Here is a 15,234-nt window from a genome sequence, read left to right as displayed (position 1 = left end):
GCGTCATGACTGCTCCGGTCCTCCTCGTCATCGCCCACGGCAGCCGCGATCCGCGGCACGCGGCGACCGTGCACGCGCTCACCGCGCGGGTACGGGCGCTGCGGCCGGGGCTGCGCGTGGAGACCGCGTTCCTGGACTTCAACGCACCGTCGGTGCCGCGGGTCCTGGAGCGGCTGGACGCGCAGGGTGCGGGTGAGGTGGTGGCGCTTCCGCTGCTGCTCACCCGGGCGTTCCACGCCAAGTCCGACATCCCGGCGGTCCTGCGCGAGGCACGCGCCCGGCTGCCACGGCTGCGGGTGCGGCAGGCCGAGGTGCTCGGGCCCTCGCCGCTGCTGAACTCCGCCCTGGAAGGGCGGCTGCGGGAGGCCGGGGTCCGCCCCGGCGACCGAAGCTCGACCGGGCTCGTCCTGGCCTCGGCGGGCTCCACAGACCCGGAGGCGATCGCAGTGATCGCTGAAATCGCGCGGGAGCTGCGGCACACCGGTTGGTGTTCCGTGCGGCCTGCGTTCGCCTCCGCATCTCGACCCCGTACCGAGGACGCGGTACGGGCCCTGCGGGCCGACGGTGCACGCCGGGTGGCCGTCGCCCCGTACGTGATCGCCCCCGGCCGCCTCCCGGACCGCATCGCGGCGGGGGCGGCCGAGGCCGGGGCCGACGTACTGGCCGGGGTGCTGGGCCCGTCGCCTCAGCTGGCGCGGCTGCTGCTGGACCGGTACGACGAGGCCCGTGTCCACAGTGCCGGGGTCACCCGGGTCAGCGCGTAGGGGCTGTCCCGCACTTCCTGGTGGATCAGCGCGCGGCGTCGGATGCGGTGCATCGCAAGGCGGAGAGGCGCCCGCATACTGCACTTGTTCGCGCGTTTCGACAACGCGGCGAGGTGCCGAAGCTGTCGTCGTGCGCCCGCCAGAAATCGCGGAACGGGCCTGAGGCGGCAGCGCTTTCGCTCAGCCCACGTCCAGGCTGCCCGTGCGGGTCCGCTTGAGCTCGAAGAAGTCCTCGTGGCCGGCGAGCACCCGGAAGCTGTCGAAGAGCCGCGCCGCCTCCTCACCGCGCGGCACCGCCCGCAGCACGGGGCCGAACCACACGGTCCCGTCGACGTGGAGGGTGGGAGTGCCCACGTACCCGTCCGCCTCCGGATCCTTGCCCGCGTCGTGGCTGCGGCGCACCGCCTCGTCGTAGGCCGGGTCGTGCGCGGCCGCGGCCAGTTCGGCGGGCAGGCCCAGCTCGTCGAGGGACTCGGCGATCACCTCGTCGAAGTCCTCGTTCTTCCCCTGGTGGATCCGCGTTCCGTAGGCCGTGTACAGCTCGCGCAGCACGCCCTCCCCGCGCAGTTCTGCCGCGGCGGCGGCGACGCGTACCGGACCGATCGACCTGTCGACCAGCGCGCGGTACCAGTCGGGGAGTTCGTTGCCGAGGTTGTGCAGGTAGAGGCTCATCACGTGGAAGCGGAGCTCGATGTCGCGCTGCTGCTCCACCTCCAGCATCCAGCGGGAGGTGATCCAGGCGAACGGGCAGGCCGGGTCGAAGTAGAAGTCGACGACGGCCGTGTCCGGGCCCGGGCTGTGGTGGGTGGTCATGAAATGAGCCTAGCCAGCCGGTGGCTCACCCCCACGGGCCATTCGGCAGCTGTGGGGATGGGCCATTTCCCGCGGCCGCTCCCGTGGGACGGCTGTTCTCGTGCGACTGCCGTTCCCATGCGGTACGCGTTCCCACGCACCCGTCGGCTTGCGGCGGGCGGCCGTTCTCAGGCCGCGGTCCACTGCGGGTCACGGCCGCTCAGGGCCAGCGCCCGCTCGAAGCCGGATGCTCCCGGATCGACGGTGACCTCGCCGGAGAAGCCTTCGTACTGCCGGTAGAGCGCGGCGGTGCTCTCGACGATCCCCAGGACATGGGCGGCCGCCTCGTCGGAGAGCCGGAACTCCTGGCCGGTGCTCCGGGCCACGTCCCATCCGTGCAGGGCCGTCTCCATGACGAGCATCGCGGCGGTGTCCGCGGCCGGGGTGGCCGACCCACCGGTGCCGGTCTCCCCCTCCCAGACGGCCGGATCCGACCAGGCGGCGACGGCTCGGTCCAGCTGGGCCGCGTACCGCTCGGCCCAGTCGGCGTCCGCCGTGAAGTCCCGGGTGGTGAGTTCCTCGGGGATCTCCGTGCGCAGGGCGCGGTGCTCCATGCCGTGGGACGTGTAGAGCACCCAGTGGTTGATCAGCCCGCGCACGTCCCAGCCGGCGCAGGGTGTGGTGGGGTCGGCGAGCTGCTCGGGGCGGACGGCGCGGGCCACGCGGGCGGCCTCGGCGGCGCATTCGGTCATGTGGGTGTGCTCGGTCTTCATGCACACCACTGTAGGAATGATCACCGGTCCCGGTCTTGAAGAAAGGCGACAGACACCGGCCCGGCGGAGCTCCGGAAGGCCGGACTACTGTTCCTTCATGTCTGCATCGCTCCCCTCCCCCGGCAGTTCGCACCTCCTCGGCGGCGAACTGCCCGTGCGCCGTCTCGGTTACGGCACCGCCCAGCTGACCGGCCCCGGGTACTGGGGCCCGCGCGGCGAGCGCCGTGCCGCGCTGGCGGTGCTCCGGGCGGCGGTCGAGCAGGGCGTCACACTGATCGACACGGCCGACAACTACGGCCCCGGGGTGGCCGAGGAACTGGTGGCCGAAGCCCTCCATCCGTACCGCGACGACCTCGTGATCGCGACGAAGGGCGGAGTCGTACGCACCAGTGACAGTGCCTGGCACATCGCGGGGCGGCCGGAGGAGCTGCGCGCGATGTGCGAGGCCAGTCTGCGCAGGCTGCGGACCGACCGGATCGACCTGTACCAGCTGCACCGGCTGGATCCGCAGGTGCCGATGGCCGATCAGCTGGGCGCTCTGGATGCGCTGCGGCACGAAGGTAAGATCCGGTACATCGGTGTGGACACCCTCACCGCCGACCAGCTGGAGCAGGCGCTTTCCCTGACCGGGATCGCCTCGGTGCAGAACCGCTTCAACCTCCTCGACCGCGGCTCGGAAGCGGTGCTGAAGGTGTGCGAGGCCCACGGCCTGGCGTTCCTCCCCTGGTTCCCGCTGGCCAACGGCGCCCTGACGGGCGAGGCCGCCGCCGCGCTCGACGCGCTCGCGCAGGACCGCGGCGCCTCCCGCGGGCAGATCGCCCTCGCCTGGCTGCTGCACCGCTCCCCCGTGCTGTGCCCGACCCCGGGCACCGGTTCGACCGCCCACCTCTCGGAGAACCTGGGGGCGCGGGAGATCCGGCTAACGACCGAGGACATGAGTCGCCTGGAGGCGCTCGCACCCGCATGAAGGAGTACGTGCACGTGACCATGACAGCCGCCCGTGTCCGGTCCGCCCCGACCGCCGGGGTGCCGGTGATCCGGGCCGACGGGGTCTCACTCGTTCGGGAGGGGAACATCCTGCTGGACTCGGTCTCGCTGACCGTTCGGAGCGGGGAGCACTGGGCCCTCCTCGGTGCCAACGGTGCGGGCAAGAGCACCCTGCTCGGGCTGCTCGGAGCGGTCACCCATCCCACCCGGGGCACGGTCGAGGTGCTGGGGCGCACTCTGGGCCGGGTGGATCTGCGGGAGCTGCGGACACTTCTGGGTCATGTCGATCCGCGTCATCCGCTGCGTTCCCCGCTGACCGTGAGCCAGGTGGTGCTGACCGGCCTGACCAACTCCGTCGAGCCACTGCCGCGCTGGTCGCCCGGGGCGGCGGAGCGGGAGCGGGCCGAGCGGCTGCTGACGATGCTGGGGATGGGCGGGAAGACGCGGTCCCGCTGGCCCGCCCTCTCACAGGGTGAGCGCGGTCGCACGCTCATCGCCCGGGCGCTGATGCCGCAGCCCCGGCTGCTGCTGCTCGACGAGCCGGCCACCGGACTGGATCTCGCGGCCCGGGAGCAGTTGCTGGACAGTCTTGACGCGTTGCGTGAGGAGCATCCAGAGCTCGCGACGGTGCTGGTCACACACCATCTGGAGGAGCTGCCCGCCTCCACGACGCACGCGCTGCTGCTGCGCGGCGGGCGCTGTACCGCTTCGGGGCCGGCCGGCGAGGTGCTGACCACGGACCGGATCAGTGACTGCTTCGGGCACCCCGTACGGATCGCCCGCACGGACGGGCGGTGGACGGCACGGGCCCAGCGGGCGGCCCGTCGCTGACAACGCCCGAGGGGCCTGCGGGCGGCTTCTCATTCATCGGCCGCCGCCACGACGACGAAGGGGGTGGCCTGGCGGTAGTAGAGGAGCCAGCCTGCCTCGGTCAGCCGCCACAGCGAACTGCGGTGGGCGCGCTTCCCCTTGGCCTCGGTGTCGAAGGTGACGTGGACGAGCTCGTCGGCGAGCTGGACCCCGCGCATCCGTGAGGCGGTGAGCTGCCCGGGCCGTGGGGCCTCGTCCGAGGTCAGCGAGGTGATGACCATCGCACGGTCCCAGTGCCGGCCGGTGGTGTCGACCTCGCGGAATTCGGGGTGCAGGACCTGGAAGAGGAGCTCGGTGGAGGCACGGACCACCGGATCCAGCAGGCGGAGTTCGCCCTCGACGGCCGCCGCCACGCCCGGGGTCGGCTCGCTCATGCGCCACCTCCGGCCGTGCCCGCGGGCCCGGTGGGCAGCGCGCCGAGGCCGGCCGGGACGGTCCTGCGGTGGCCGCTCCCGCCCGTCCTGGGCGGCAGCACCGCGTACATCATCATGGGCACACCCTAGGACGATCTCCCCGAGCCGTGCGGCCGCCGCGCCCCGTGGGGGAGAGCGCGGCGGCCGCCGGTCAGATGGTGCCGGTGTTACTCAACGACCTTCAGCAGCTTGTTCGCCGTGCCTTCGGTGGCGTTGCTGATGGCGTCCGGGGTGGCTCCTCCGGTCAGCGCCGTGGCGACCTCCGCCGGGGTGGCGTCCGGGTGCCCCGCCAGGTAGACGGCGGCGGCACCGACGACGTGCGGGGTCGCCATGGACGTTCCGGAGATGGTGTTGGACGCGTCGTCGCTGTCGTTCCACGACGAGGTGATGTCCGAACCCGGGGCGTAGATGTCCACGACCGAGCCGTAGTTGGAGAACGACGACTGCTCGTCGTCGACCGTGGAGGAGGCGACCGTGATCGCCTCCGGGACGCGCGACGGGGAGCCCTGGCCGGCGTCGCTCGATTCGTTCCCGGCGGCCACCGCGAAGGTGACTCCGGAGGCGATGGCCTTCTGGACGGCCGCGTCGAGCGCCTCGTCCGCGCCGCCGCCGAGACTCATGTTGGCGACCGACGGGCCCTGGTGGTTCTCGGTGACCCAGTCGATCCCGGCGACGACCTGCTCGGTGGTGCCCGAGCCCGAGTCGTCGAGGACGCGGACCGCGACGATCTTCGCCTTCTTGGCGACGCCGTACGTCGCACCGGCTATGGTGCCGGCCACGTGGGTGCCGTGGCCGTTGCCGTCGTCGGCGCTGTCGTCGTTGTCCACGGCGTCGAAGCCCGAGGCGGCGCGCCCCTCGAACTCCTGGTGTGTGGTGCGGACCCCGGTGTCGATGACGTACGCGGTGACACCGTCGCCCGCGCTGTCGGGATAGGTGTACGCGCTGTCCCCGGCGGTTTCCGCCTGGTCGATGCGGTCGAGACCCCAGGACGGCGGATTGTCCTGGGTGGCGTTGACGTGGAACTTCTTGTTCTGGACGACCTTGGACACGGCCGGGTCGGCGGCGAGGCGCTTGGCCTCGGTCTCCGAAAGGCCGCTGGCCGAGAAGCCGTTGATGGCCGAGCTGTAGTTGCGCTTCAGCTTGCCGCCGTACTCCTTGGCGAGCTCCGCCTTGTCCGCCTTCCGGTCCAGCATCACGATGTAGCTGCCGGAGACGGCGGTTGCCGCGTCGGCACCGTAGATCTTGCCGGTCGCGGGGGCGGGTGTCGCTCCTGCGAACGGGCTGGCCATCAGGGTGACTCCGGCGGCCGCTGCCACCGCGGTGACGGCGGCGGTCAGCTTGAACCGGCGTGCGCGCTTGTGAATTGCCATGAAGAGGGATCTCCTCGTCATTCTTTGTGGGGGGATTGGCCCTCGGCCGGAAGATCTCCGGGGGCTGGCTCGAAACCCTCGCCGATTGACGCGCGCAGATCAAGACCTTCATGCAGCTGTTACTTACTAAACAAGGTTTCGTAATAAGAAACCGGCCAGCCGTGCGCAAGTCGGGCGCGCAAGCTCAACCACCGTTACGTGTAGGGGGCTTCCTTCGCCCGTACCGGTGCTACGGCTTCGCCCCGAGGTACGGGAGCCGCCCCATCGGCTCGACGGCAGGCAGGGCGAGAAGGCTTGATTCCGCCCCTGCCTCCCCGACATCCGGGAAGGACCCCGTGGCACGTGCGAATTGCACCCGGCACGGCCGGAGGGCGCCGCGCCACGCCCGGAGGGCGCGTGGCACGGCGGAGGGCGCGCCTCAGCGCTGATAGCGGGCCAGGACCCGGTTCCCGTCCTCCACCAGACGCTTCCTCAGTTCGTCCGCCCCGATCGCGCCGCTGTAGTACTCCTGGAGGGCAGGCGTGGCGACCTTGTCCTTCCACTCGGGGTAGCCGCGCACGGACTGGGCCGGCGCCGGGCGCAGCGCGGTCGCGAGGGCGACGCCGGTCGCCCAGCCCCGCTCGGCGGTGTGCAGCGAGGAGTCGGCCAGGGCGGCCGAGCCGGTCGGCAGCATCCAGTCCCCCTTGGCCAGGCGCACCATGTTCGCGGGCCGCAGCAGGAAGTCGATGAACTCCACGGCTTCCTTCTTGTGCGGACTGTCCTCGGCGACGGACAGGGTCTGCGGGCTCACTCCCTGGGCCAGGCCCTCGCTGCCGGCCGGGGCGGGCAGAACGCTCCACTCGAAGCCCTTCGGCGCCTGTTCGACGACTTGCTGGCGGTAGGAGAACCCGAGCGGCACCATGGCGTACTTCCCGCCGAAGAGACCGGGCAGCGTGTCGCCGCCGCCCATGCCGAGCGCGGTGCGGGCGGCGCTGTGGTCGGTGTCGACCTGGTCGTGGATGGTGTCCGGGACCACCTGGTCGCCCTCGCCCATCTCCACCGTCACCTTCCCGTCGGTACCGCGGTGGAACAGCCGGCCGCCTGCCGAGAGGCCCAGGTTGAGGGTGACGGAGACCGGCTCCTTGAGCGGCCAGGCGATCCCGTAACGGCCCTTGCCCGTCAGCTCCTTGGTGACCTCGCGGAACTCCGGCCAGCTCCAGGGCTTCTCAGGGGTCGGGATGCGGACCCCCGAGTCACGGAGGATCTTGGTGTTGGCGATCAGGACCCGAGGTTCCTGGAGGAACGGCACCCCGTAGACGCCGCCGTCGAAGGTGGCGGTCTGCCAGCTCTGTGCGGGGATGTCTTCGGTCAGCCGGTCGGGCAGGAGCTTACGGAGATCGGCGAGATAGCCGCCGTACGCGAAATCCGCGAGATCGTCGGAGGCGTCATGGATGACGTCCGGGGCCTCGCCCCCCTCGAAGGAGGTGAGGAGCTGGTCGTGCACGCTGTCCCAGCTGCCCTGCACGTACTGGACCTCGACGTCGGGATGGCTCGCGTTCCACTCCCTCACCAGTTGCTTGTTGATGTCGACGGATTCCTTCTGCCAGGCGAGCGACTGGAAACGGATCCGGATCCTCCCGTCCGCCCCGCCGTCGCCGCCCCCCGCGCACCCGGTGAGCAGCAGGGCGAGCGCGGTGGCCGCTGACGCGGCCGTACGAACCACTGCGCGCATCAGCTCTTCACCGCCCCGGCGAGCATGCCGCCCGTGATCCGCCGTTGGATGACGGCGAAGAGCAGGAGCGAGGGAAGCGTGGCGAGGAACGCGGCGGCGGCGAGAGGCCCGAGGTCGCTCGCACCCTCCGCGCCGAGGAAGTGGGTCAGCACGACCGGCAACGTCTGTTTCTCCGGTGTCTTGAGCAGGACGAGCGCGAAGAAGAACTCGTTCCAGGCGGTGACGAACGCGAAGAGCGCGGTGGCGACGATCCCCGGTGCCAGCAGCGGAGCGGTGACCGAGACGAGGATCCGCAGTCGGCCGGCTCCGTCGACCGCCGCCGCCTCCTCCAGCTCGGGCGGTACGGCCCGTACGTAGCCGACCAGCATCCACAGCGCGAAGGGCAGCGCCCACACGACGTAGACCATGATCAGTCCCCACAGGGTGTTGATCAGATGCAGGTGCTTGAGGACCAGGAAGAGCGGAATGATCAGCAGGACGAACGGGAACGCCTGGCTGACCACGACCCAGCCGGTGGCGGCCGTGGAGAGCCTGGAGCGGTGGCGGGCCATTACATAGGCCATCGGGGTCGCGACGACGACGGCGATGACACCGGCCGAGAGCGCGGCGATCAGCGAATTGGCGGCGGCCCGTAGCAGCGGCTGCTCGTCGAAGGCCTGCCGGAAGTTGTCCAGCGTCGGATGCTCGGGGATCCAGGTCGGGTGCAGGGAGCCCAGTTCCGGTGCGGGTTTGAAGGCGGTGGAGATCAGCCACAGGAACGGGAAGGCCAGGAAGACCAGGTAGCAGAGCAGCGCGGCGTACTGTCCGGCGCGCGCCGGCCTGCTGGTACGCAGACTCATCGGTCCTCGCCTCCCCTGAGCCGTCCGGCGAGGTACACGGCGAGGATCACGGAGATCACCGCGACCATCACACAGCCCATCGCGGCGGCGTAGCCGAACTGTCCGTACCGGAAAGCCTCTTCGTAGGCGAAGAGCATCGGCAGCCTGGTACGGCCGCCGGGACCGCCGTTGGTCAGCACGTAGACCAGGGCGAAGGCGTTGAAGTTCCAGATGAAGTTGAGCGCGGTGATAGAGAGGGCGACGGGCCTGAGCGCGGGCCAGGTGACGGTACGGAACCTTCGCCAGGCGCCCGCACCGTCCAGGGCGGCGGCCTCGTGGAGTTCGTGCGGGGTGTTCTGCAGACCGGCCAGCAGGGCGACCGTGGTCTGCGGCATGCCGGCCCAGATGCCCACGAGGATCACCGCGGGCAGTGCGGTGGCGAGGCCGGTGAGCCAGTCCCGGCCGTCGCCGAGCCCCAGGTCGCGGATGGTCTCGTTGAGGATGCCGGCGTCCGGGTTGTAGACGAGGCGCCACATGATGCCGACGACGACCTCGGGCATCGCCCACGGGATGATGGCCAGGGCGCGGGCCAGCCAGCGCATCCGCAGGTTCTCGTTGAGCAGCAGGGCGAGGCCCAGGGCCAGGAAGAACTGCGGGACGGTGACACCGACCGCCCAGAGCAGCCCGATCCGGAACGATTCCCAGAACAGTCCGTCGTGGAGCAGGTCCTGGAAGTTCAGTGAGCCGATCCACTGGGTGGACCGGGTGCGGCCCGACTGCGCGTCCGTGAAGGCCAGCGAGATGCCGTAGAGCAGCGGCCCGACACTGAGGGCCAGGATCGGGATCAGGGCGGGCAGCACCAGGAACCAGGTTCCGGCGTTCCTCCTGATCTGCCCGGACCGCTTGTCACCCGGACCGTCCGGCGGGCCATGCCGTCCGGACTGCACGGTTGCATTCGCCAATGTCATGGATACAACCCCCTTGCGTCATTCGACCGGCTTTATACCGTTCTGGCCGCTCAGGTGGCCTACGCCATCGTGCTGACGGGCCGTCGGTTCGTCAAGACAGCCTGCACGAGTGCGAAAATCGGATCCATGAACGAGATGCGAGCGCGCGAGGTGCTGACCGCCGCCGGACTGCCGGGCGGCGCGGAGCTGATCGCGCTGGGCGAGAACGCGGTGTTCGCCGTGGGCGACCTGGTCGTCAAGATCGGCCGGGACGCCGTGCGCAGCCCGGAACTGCGGGAGCGGGCCGAACGCGAGGTGGCCGTCGCCCAGTGGCTCGCCGCGTCCGGCATCCCCGCCGTGCGGGCGGCCGAGCCAGGGGCGCGTCTGGTGGAGGGCCACCCCGTGACGCTGTGGCACCGACTCCCGGACGCGGTGCGGCCGGCCGAGCCGCGGGACCTGGCGCCCCTGCTGCGCGCGGTGCACGCGTTGCCGGACCCCGAGGGCCTCCCCCTCGCCCGCCGCGAACTGCTGGGCGGGGTCGAACGGTGGCTGAGCCTGGCCGGCGAGGCGATCGATCCGGCCGACGCCGCGTATCTGCGCGAACGCCGCGACGGCTTCGCGGCGGCCGCCGCGGGCCTGGTCCCCCGTCTGCCGCCGGGACCGATCCACGGCGACGCGCTCGCACGCAACGTGCATGTCGGCCCGGACGGGCCGGTCCTGGTGGACCTGGAGACGTTCTCCACCGATCTGCGCGAGCACGACCTGGTGGTACTGGCCCTGTCCCGCGACCGGTACGGACTGGCGGCCGAGGCCTATGACGCGTTCACCTCGGCGTACGGATGGGACGTACGGGAATGGGACGGCTGCGCGGTGCTGCGCGGGGCGCGGGAGACGGCGAGCTGCGCGTGGGTCGCGCAGCACGCTCCGGCCAACCCGAAAGCACGCGCGGAGTTCCGCCGCCGGGTGGCCTCCCTGCGCGAAGGGGACGCGTCGGTGCGGTGGTACCCCTTCTGAGAGGTGGCTCCCCGCGTACCGGTGAACGGCGTGACCTCGATCGCCGGACGGCTTGACCGCTGCCCGGGCACTGCCCGCGGGCGGATGGCGGCCCGCACCGGAATCAAGCACGGCCGACGGCTGAGGGCGGAGCACGGCCGACGGCGGGGCGGCGGCCCCCTCAGCCCGAGACCTGCGCCAGTTCCCGTACCGGCCAGTGGCCGTCGATGACCGCGTCCGCCGTGCCCTTGCGGCGCAGGAACTGCTGGAAGTCGGCGGCCCACTGCGCGTACCAGACGATCTGGCGCTCGTGCAGCTCCGGTGCCGACAGTGCTGCCACCTCACCGTGCCGTGCGGCTATCGCGTACGCCACGCGGACCGCTGCCAGCGCGTCCGCCGCCGCGTCGTGCGCTCCCTGGTGGACCACGCCGTACTCGACGCAGACCGCTTCGAGGTTGCGCTTGCCCTTGCGGTAGCGGTCGACGGACCGGTCGATCGTGTACGGGTCGATCACCGGCCCGATCCCCGCGCCGTCGAGCCGCTCGCTGAGCGAGGGCAGCCCGTGGCGGTGCAACTCGGCCGTCAGCAGCGTCAGGTCGAAGGCAGCGTTGTACGCGACCACCGGGACGCCCCGGCGCCAGTAACCGGTCAGGGTGTCGGCGATCTCGTCGGCCACCTCGCGCACCGGCCGGCCCTCCGCCGCCGCCCGCTCGCTGCTGATGCCGTGGATCGCCGAAGCCTGTGCGGGGATCCTGATCCCCGGATCGGCCAGCCAGGTGTGCCGGCTCACCGGCTCACCGTCCTGGTCGTCGACACGGACGACCGCGGCCGTCACGATCCGGGCCTCCAGCGGTTCCGTACCCGTCGTCTCCAGGTCGAAGCCGACCAGCGCATGCCGGTGCCAGCTCATCCCGTACCTCCTTCGTGGTGCTCCCCCAGATGACGACCACCCTCGCACGGGGCACTGACAACACCCCGGATCGGCCCCTCAGGAGACCGGACGGGAGTCCGTCCACACGGATTCGAACTCCTCGCGGTACGTCTCGAACAGCCCGTGCTCGCTGTCCTGGCCGGCCCGGACGACGGCTCGCCCGCCGCCCCGCAGCACCAGCACCGGCGCCTCCATGCCGCGTGCCCGGCGCAGATACGTCTGGACGACGCCCACGGCGTCGGCGCCGTCGCCGTCCACCAGATAGGCGGTGAAGCGTGGCGTCTCGTCGAAGACATGGATCTCGAAGGCCCCCGGATCGCGCAGCTTGGAGCGGACCCGGCGCATGTGAAGGATGTTCATCTCCACCGACCGGCTCAGCTCGCCCTTCTTGAGCCCGAGCTCCCGCTCCCGGCGCTTGACCGCGCTGCTGGCCGGGTTGATGAAGAGCAGCCGGACCCGGCAGCCCGACTCGGCGAGCCGTATCAGCCGGCGCCCCGAGAAGTTCTGCACCAGCAGGTTGAGCCCTATCCCGATGGCGTCCAGCCGGCGCGACCCGCCGAAGAGGTCCTCGGCGGGCAGCTGGCGCTGGAGCCGTACCCGGTCGGGGTGGACGGAGACAACGTCCGCGTACCGGTCGCCGACGAGCTCCTCCACGGCGTCCACCGGGAGCCGGTCCGCGGACGGGACGGCCGCGCCGCTGCCGAGGATCTCCAGCAGCCGGGCGGAGGCCCTCTCCGCCTGGGCGAGCACCGCCTCGTTGAGGGCGCGGTTGCGGGAGACCACGTTGCGGGCGACCTCCAGCTCGTCCAGCGCCAGCTCGACGTCACGGCGGTCGTCGAAGTAGGGCTCGAAACAGGGCCAGTGCTGGACCATCAGCTCACGCAGCTGCGGCAGCGTGAGGAAACTCAGGACGTTGTCGTCGGCCGGGTCGAGCAGATAGCCCTTGCGCCGGGACACCTCCCGAACGGCGACGGCACGCTGCACCCACTCCTGCCCGGCCGGCCCCGCCGCGGCCACCACCCAGTCCTCGCCGTGGACCGGTTCGTAGATGGGCCGGAGCACCGCGGCGACGACGGCGCGCAGCCGTTGCTCCACGAGATTCAGCCAGATGTACGCGCGCCCGGCCCGCTGTGCGCGCGTGCGCACCTCGCTCCAGGCCTCCGCGCCCCAGTCCAGTTCCGCGCCGATCTCCAGAGGCTGCGCCAGCGAGACCGCCCCGGGCGGGACATCGGCCAGATCCCCCTCGTGACCCGTGTCACCTGGGGGCAGCTCGAACCCTCCCGAGCTCACCCGCGCACCGCCTTCCACTCCCCCACCAACGATCAAGGAAGGGTACTCCGCGAGCGGGAGCCGGTGCAGCCGGATGCGCAGGCTCCTTTCCCAACTCCCCTATGACACACGCATGTTCCGTTTGGCGAGATCTGCCGGAGTGAGCGGATTCATAGGGATTAAACACCCCACTCCAAGCCGCATTCCGGACAACCGACCGGGTGGGGTGCCGGATTCCGGTTCCGGGCGACGGGGAGGGGCCCGATGTTGACCGGCCCCGCGACGCCCCCCTTCTTTTGCCGACCGGTCCTAGGTAAGGGCCGCTCTTTCGGGGAAGATCCCCCAGGGAGCCCGCATTCCCCAGGCAACCGCATCAGAAGTGGAAGAGTCGAACCTATGCAGGTCTGGCCGGGACAGGCGTACCCCCTCGGTGCCACGTACGACGGCGCCGGGACCAACTTCGCGGTCTTCTCGGAGGCCGCCCACCGAATCGAGTTGTGCCTGCTGCACGACGACGGTTCCGAGACGGCGGTGGAGCTGAGAGAGACCGACGCCTTCGTCCGTCATGCCTATCTGCCCGGGGTGATGCCCGGTCAGCGGTACGGATTCAGGGTGCACGGACCGTACGAACCCCAGCGCGGCACCCGTTGCAACTCCGCCAAGCTGCTCCTGGATCCGTACGCCCGGGCCGTCGCCGGGCAGATCCAGTGGGGCGAGGCGGTCTACGGCTATCCGTTCGGCCGGCCCGACGCCCGCAACGACCTCGATTCGGCGCCGCACACGATGTCCTCGGTCGTGGTCAACCCGTACTTCGACTGGGGCGACGACCGGCGGCCCCGTACGGACTACCACCGCACGGTGATCTACGAGGCCCATGTGAAGGGCCTGACGATGCTCCATCCGGGGCTCCCGAAGGAGCTGCGCGGTACGTACGCGGGGCTGGCCCATCCGGAGGTCATCGCCCATCTGACGGAGCTCGGCGTCACGGCCATCGAATTGATGCCGGTGCACCAGTTCGTCCAGGACCACCGGCTGGCGGACGCGGGGCTCGCCAACTACTGGGGCTACAACACCATCGGCTTCTTCGCCCCGCACAACGCCTACGCGTCCTGGGGCGACCGGGGCGAGCAGGTGCTGGAGTTCAAGCAGGCCGTCCGCGCCCTGCACCAGGCCGGCATCGAGGTGATCCTCGACGTGGTCTACAACCACACGGCGGAAGGCAATCACCTGGGGCCGACGCTCTCCTTCCGGGGGCTGGACAACGCCTCGTACTACCGGCTCGCCGACGACCAGCGCTACTACATGGACACCACGGGGACCGGGAACTCCCTGCTGATGCGCTCCCCGCACGTGCTCCAGCTGATCATGGACTCACTGCGCTACTGGGTGACCGAGATGCACGTGGACGGATTCCGTTTCGACCTGGCGGCGACGCTGGCCCGGCAGTTCCACGAGGTGGACCGGCTGTCCTCGTTCTTCGACCTGGTGCAGCAGGACCCGGTGGTCAGCCAGGTGAAGCTGATCGCGGAGCCGTGGGACGTGGGCGAGGGCGGCTACCAGGTGGGGAACTTCCCCCCGCTGTGGACCGAGTGGAACGGGAAGTACCGCGACACGGTGCGGGACCTGTGGCGCGGCGAGCCCCGGACACTGGCCGAGTTCGCCGGCCGGCTGACGGGTTCCTCCGACCTGTACCAGGACGACGGGCGGCGGCCGCTCGCCTCGATCAACTTCACCACCTGCCACGACGGGTTCACCCTGCACGACCTGGTCTCGTACAACGACAAGCACAACGAGGCCAACGGCGAGGGCAACCGGGACGGCGAGAGCCACAACCGGTCCTGGAACTGCGGTGTGGAGGGTGAGACGGACCGGCCCGAGGTACTGGAGCTGCGCGAGCGTCAGATGCGCAACTTCATCGCCACGCTGATGCTGTCGCAGGGCGTGCCGATGCTCAGTCACGGCGACGAGTTCGGCCGTACGCAGCGGGGCAACAACAACGGTTACTGCCAGGACAGCGAACTTTCGTGGGTGCACTGGCCCGATCCGGCCGGGGCGGTGGAGGACGAGGGCGAGGAGACGGACGCGCCGGACGGCGGCGGTCTCGGCAGCAGCCTGCTGGAGTTCACCCGGGCGATGGTGTGGCTGCGCCGCGACCATCCCGTCTTCCGTCGCCGGCGGTTCTTCCACGGGCGCCCCGTGGAGGGCACGCACGACGAACTGTCGGACATCGCGTGGTTCACCCCCGAGGGCCAGGAGATGACCCAGCGGGACTGGCAGGCGGCGCACGCCAAGGCGCTGACGGTCTTCCTGAACGGGCACGCCATCTCGGAGCCGGGGCCGCGCGGGGAACGGATCTCCGACGACTCGTTCCTGCTGATGTTCAACGCGAGCGCGGAAACACTGGAATTCGCCGTTCCGGTCAATCACGGCCGGCAGTGGCTGGCGGTGGTCGACACGGCCCGCCCGGACGGCGTGCTGACCGGGGCGGGGCCCAAGGTGGCCGCGGGCGATCGGGTGACGCTCGTGGGACGGAGCATGGTGGTGCTGCAGCGGCCGGCCTAGGGATGGGGCGCCGCCGGTCGTGCACTTGTCCGTG

At 70.8% G+C, this 15,234-nt stretch carries 14 protein-coding genes; 5 read left to right on the top strand and 9 right to left on the bottom strand.

Annotation, left to right across the window (positions count from 1 at the left end; genetic code table 11):
* Positions 1-5: 5 nt before the first annotated feature.
* Positions 6-764 (top strand): sirohydrochlorin chelatase, encoded by a 759-nt coding sequence (locus ABZ434_RS18860; RefSeq protein ID WP_359137618.1) that lies wholly within the window; start codon positions 6-8, stop codon positions 762-764.
* Between the two features lie 180 nt (positions 765-944).
* Here the strand turns inward: ABZ434_RS18860 and ABZ434_RS18855 are convergent, their stop codons facing one another.
* Both ABZ434_RS18855 and ABZ434_RS18850 read right to left on the bottom strand, forming a co-directional pair.
* A complete protein-coding gene (locus ABZ434_RS18855; protein WP_359137615.1) occupies positions 945-1,577 on the bottom strand; it encodes a DsbA family protein in 633 nt (210 codons plus the stop codon).
* A 167-nt stretch (positions 1,578-1,744) separates the two neighbouring features.
* Positions 1,745-2,329: a TIGR03086 family metal-binding protein gene (locus tag ABZ434_RS18850; protein WP_359137611.1), complete on the bottom strand. Its 585-nt coding sequence runs from the start codon at positions 2,327-2,329 to the stop codon at positions 1,745-1,747.
* Between the two features lie 97 nt (positions 2,330-2,426).
* Between ABZ434_RS18850 and ABZ434_RS18845 the strand changes: the two genes are divergently transcribed.
* The gene (locus ABZ434_RS18845) at positions 2,427-3,296 is read left to right on the top strand and encodes an aldo/keto reductase (RefSeq protein WP_359137608.1); all 870 of its coding nucleotides are present in this window, start codon (positions 2,427-2,429) and stop codon (positions 3,294-3,296) included.
* Between the two features lie 20 nt (positions 3,297-3,316).
* Complete coding sequence (locus ABZ434_RS18840; RefSeq protein WP_359137679.1) at positions 3,317-4,147, top strand: ATP-binding cassette domain-containing protein; 831 nt, start codon at positions 3,317-3,319, stop codon at positions 4,145-4,147.
* Positions 4,148-4,176: 29 nt separating this feature from the next.
* Here ABZ434_RS18840 and ABZ434_RS18835 read toward each other — a convergent pair whose 3' ends face one another.
* From ABZ434_RS18835 to ABZ434_RS18815, 5 genes are all read right to left on the bottom strand, one after another.
* Positions 4,177-4,560: a nuclear transport factor 2 family protein gene (locus tag ABZ434_RS18835; protein WP_359137605.1), complete on the bottom strand. Its 384-nt coding sequence runs from the start codon at positions 4,558-4,560 to the stop codon at positions 4,177-4,179.
* 206 nt (positions 4,561-4,766) lie between these two features.
* Positions 4,767-5,969, bottom strand: coding sequence for a S8 family peptidase (locus tag ABZ434_RS18830; RefSeq protein ID WP_359137602.1), 1,203 nt, complete (start codon positions 5,967-5,969; stop codon positions 4,767-4,769).
* A 418-nt stretch (positions 5,970-6,387) separates the two neighbouring features.
* Positions 6,388-7,680: a sugar ABC transporter substrate-binding protein gene (locus ABZ434_RS18825; RefSeq protein WP_359137599.1), complete on the bottom strand. Its 1,293-nt coding sequence runs from the start codon at positions 7,678-7,680 to the stop codon at positions 6,388-6,390.
* On the bottom strand, positions 7,680-8,519 hold the full coding sequence (locus ABZ434_RS18820) for a carbohydrate ABC transporter permease (RefSeq protein ID WP_359137595.1): 840 nt from the start codon (positions 8,517-8,519) through the stop codon (positions 7,680-7,682). Before ABZ434_RS18820 ends, ABZ434_RS18825 begins: the two co-directional genes overlap by 1 nt.
* Positions 8,516-9,466 (bottom strand): sugar ABC transporter permease, encoded by a 951-nt coding sequence (locus ABZ434_RS18815; RefSeq protein ID WP_359137592.1) that lies wholly within the window; start codon positions 9,464-9,466, stop codon positions 8,516-8,518. Before ABZ434_RS18815 ends, ABZ434_RS18820 begins: the two co-directional genes overlap by 4 nt.
* A 126-nt stretch (positions 9,467-9,592) precedes the next feature.
* On the opposite strand from ABZ434_RS18815, the gene ABZ434_RS18810 reads away from it, so the two are divergent.
* Positions 9,593-10,459 (top strand): aminoglycoside phosphotransferase family protein, encoded by an 867-nt coding sequence (locus ABZ434_RS18810; protein WP_359137589.1) that lies wholly within the window; start codon positions 9,593-9,595, stop codon positions 10,457-10,459.
* Positions 10,460-10,619: 160 nt separating this feature from the next.
* On the opposite strand, the gene ABZ434_RS18805 is transcribed toward ABZ434_RS18810, so the two are convergent.
* Positions 10,620-11,348 (bottom strand): 3'-5' exonuclease, encoded by a 729-nt coding sequence (locus ABZ434_RS18805; protein WP_359137586.1) that lies wholly within the window; start codon positions 11,346-11,348, stop codon positions 10,620-10,622.
* A gap of 78 nt (positions 11,349-11,426) precedes the next feature.
* Complete coding sequence (locus ABZ434_RS18800) at positions 11,427-12,659, bottom strand: SAV2148 family HEPN domain-containing protein (protein WP_359137583.1); 1,233 nt, start codon at positions 12,657-12,659, stop codon at positions 11,427-11,429.
* 375 nt (positions 12,660-13,034) lie between these two features.
* Between ABZ434_RS18800 and glgX the strand changes: the two genes are divergently transcribed.
* Positions 13,035-15,200 (top strand): glycogen debranching protein GlgX, encoded by a 2,166-nt coding sequence (gene glgX, locus ABZ434_RS18795; protein ID WP_359137580.1) that lies wholly within the window; start codon positions 13,035-13,037, stop codon positions 15,198-15,200.
* Positions 15,201-15,234 lie beyond the last annotated feature (34 nt).

The organism is Streptomyces sp. NPDC005761, from assembly GCF_040630635.1.
Classification (GTDB): domain Bacteria; phylum Actinomycetota; class Actinomycetes; order Streptomycetales; family Streptomycetaceae; genus Streptomyces.
The sequence above is the reverse complement of the archived record's forward strand: the minus strand, read 5'-3'. Positions and strand labels throughout refer to the sequence as shown.

What these genes read in the sequence shown, in the direction of transcription:
- ABZ434_RS18855 (WP_359137615.1), bottom strand. Translation starts at nt 1,577, where the DNA reads ATGACCACCCACCACAGCCCGGGCCCGGACACGGCCGTCGTCGACTTC.
- ABZ434_RS18805 (WP_359137586.1), bottom strand. Translation starts at nt 11,348, where the DNA reads ATGAGCTGGCACCGGCATGCGCTGGTCGGCTTCGACCTGGAGACGACG.
- ABZ434_RS18820 (WP_359137595.1), bottom strand. Translation starts at nt 8,519, where the DNA reads ATGAGTCTGCGTACCAGCAGGCCGGCGCGCGCCGGACAGTACGCCGCG.
- glgX (WP_359137580.1), top strand. Translation starts at nt 13,035, where the DNA reads ATGCAGGTCTGGCCGGGACAGGCGTACCCCCTCGGTGCCACGTACGAC.
- ABZ434_RS18835 (WP_359137605.1), bottom strand. Translation starts at nt 4,560, where the DNA reads ATGAGCGAGCCGACCCCGGGCGTGGCGGCGGCCGTCGAGGGCGAACTC.
- ABZ434_RS18830 (WP_359137602.1), bottom strand. Translation starts at nt 5,969, where the DNA reads ATGGCAATTCACAAGCGCGCACGCCGGTTCAAGCTGACCGCCGCCGTC.
- ABZ434_RS18810 (WP_359137589.1), top strand. Translation starts at nt 9,593, where the DNA reads ATGAACGAGATGCGAGCGCGCGAGGTGCTGACCGCCGCCGGACTGCCG.
- ABZ434_RS18845 (WP_359137608.1), top strand. Translation starts at nt 2,427, where the DNA reads ATGTCTGCATCGCTCCCCTCCCCCGGCAGTTCGCACCTCCTCGGCGGC.
- ABZ434_RS18860 (WP_359137618.1), top strand. Translation starts at nt 6, where the DNA reads ATGACTGCTCCGGTCCTCCTCGTCATCGCCCACGGCAGCCGCGATCCG.
- ABZ434_RS18840 (WP_359137679.1), top strand. Translation starts at nt 3,317, where the DNA reads ATGACAGCCGCCCGTGTCCGGTCCGCCCCGACCGCCGGGGTGCCGGTG.
- ABZ434_RS18850 (WP_359137611.1), bottom strand. Translation starts at nt 2,329, where the DNA reads ATGAAGACCGAGCACACCCACATGACCGAATGCGCCGCCGAGGCCGCC.
- ABZ434_RS18815 (WP_359137592.1), bottom strand. Translation starts at nt 9,466, where the DNA reads ATGACATTGGCGAATGCAACCGTGCAGTCCGGACGGCATGGCCCGCCG.
- ABZ434_RS18825 (WP_359137599.1), bottom strand. Translation starts at nt 7,680, where the DNA reads ATGCGCGCAGTGGTTCGTACGGCCGCGTCAGCGGCCACCGCGCTCGCC.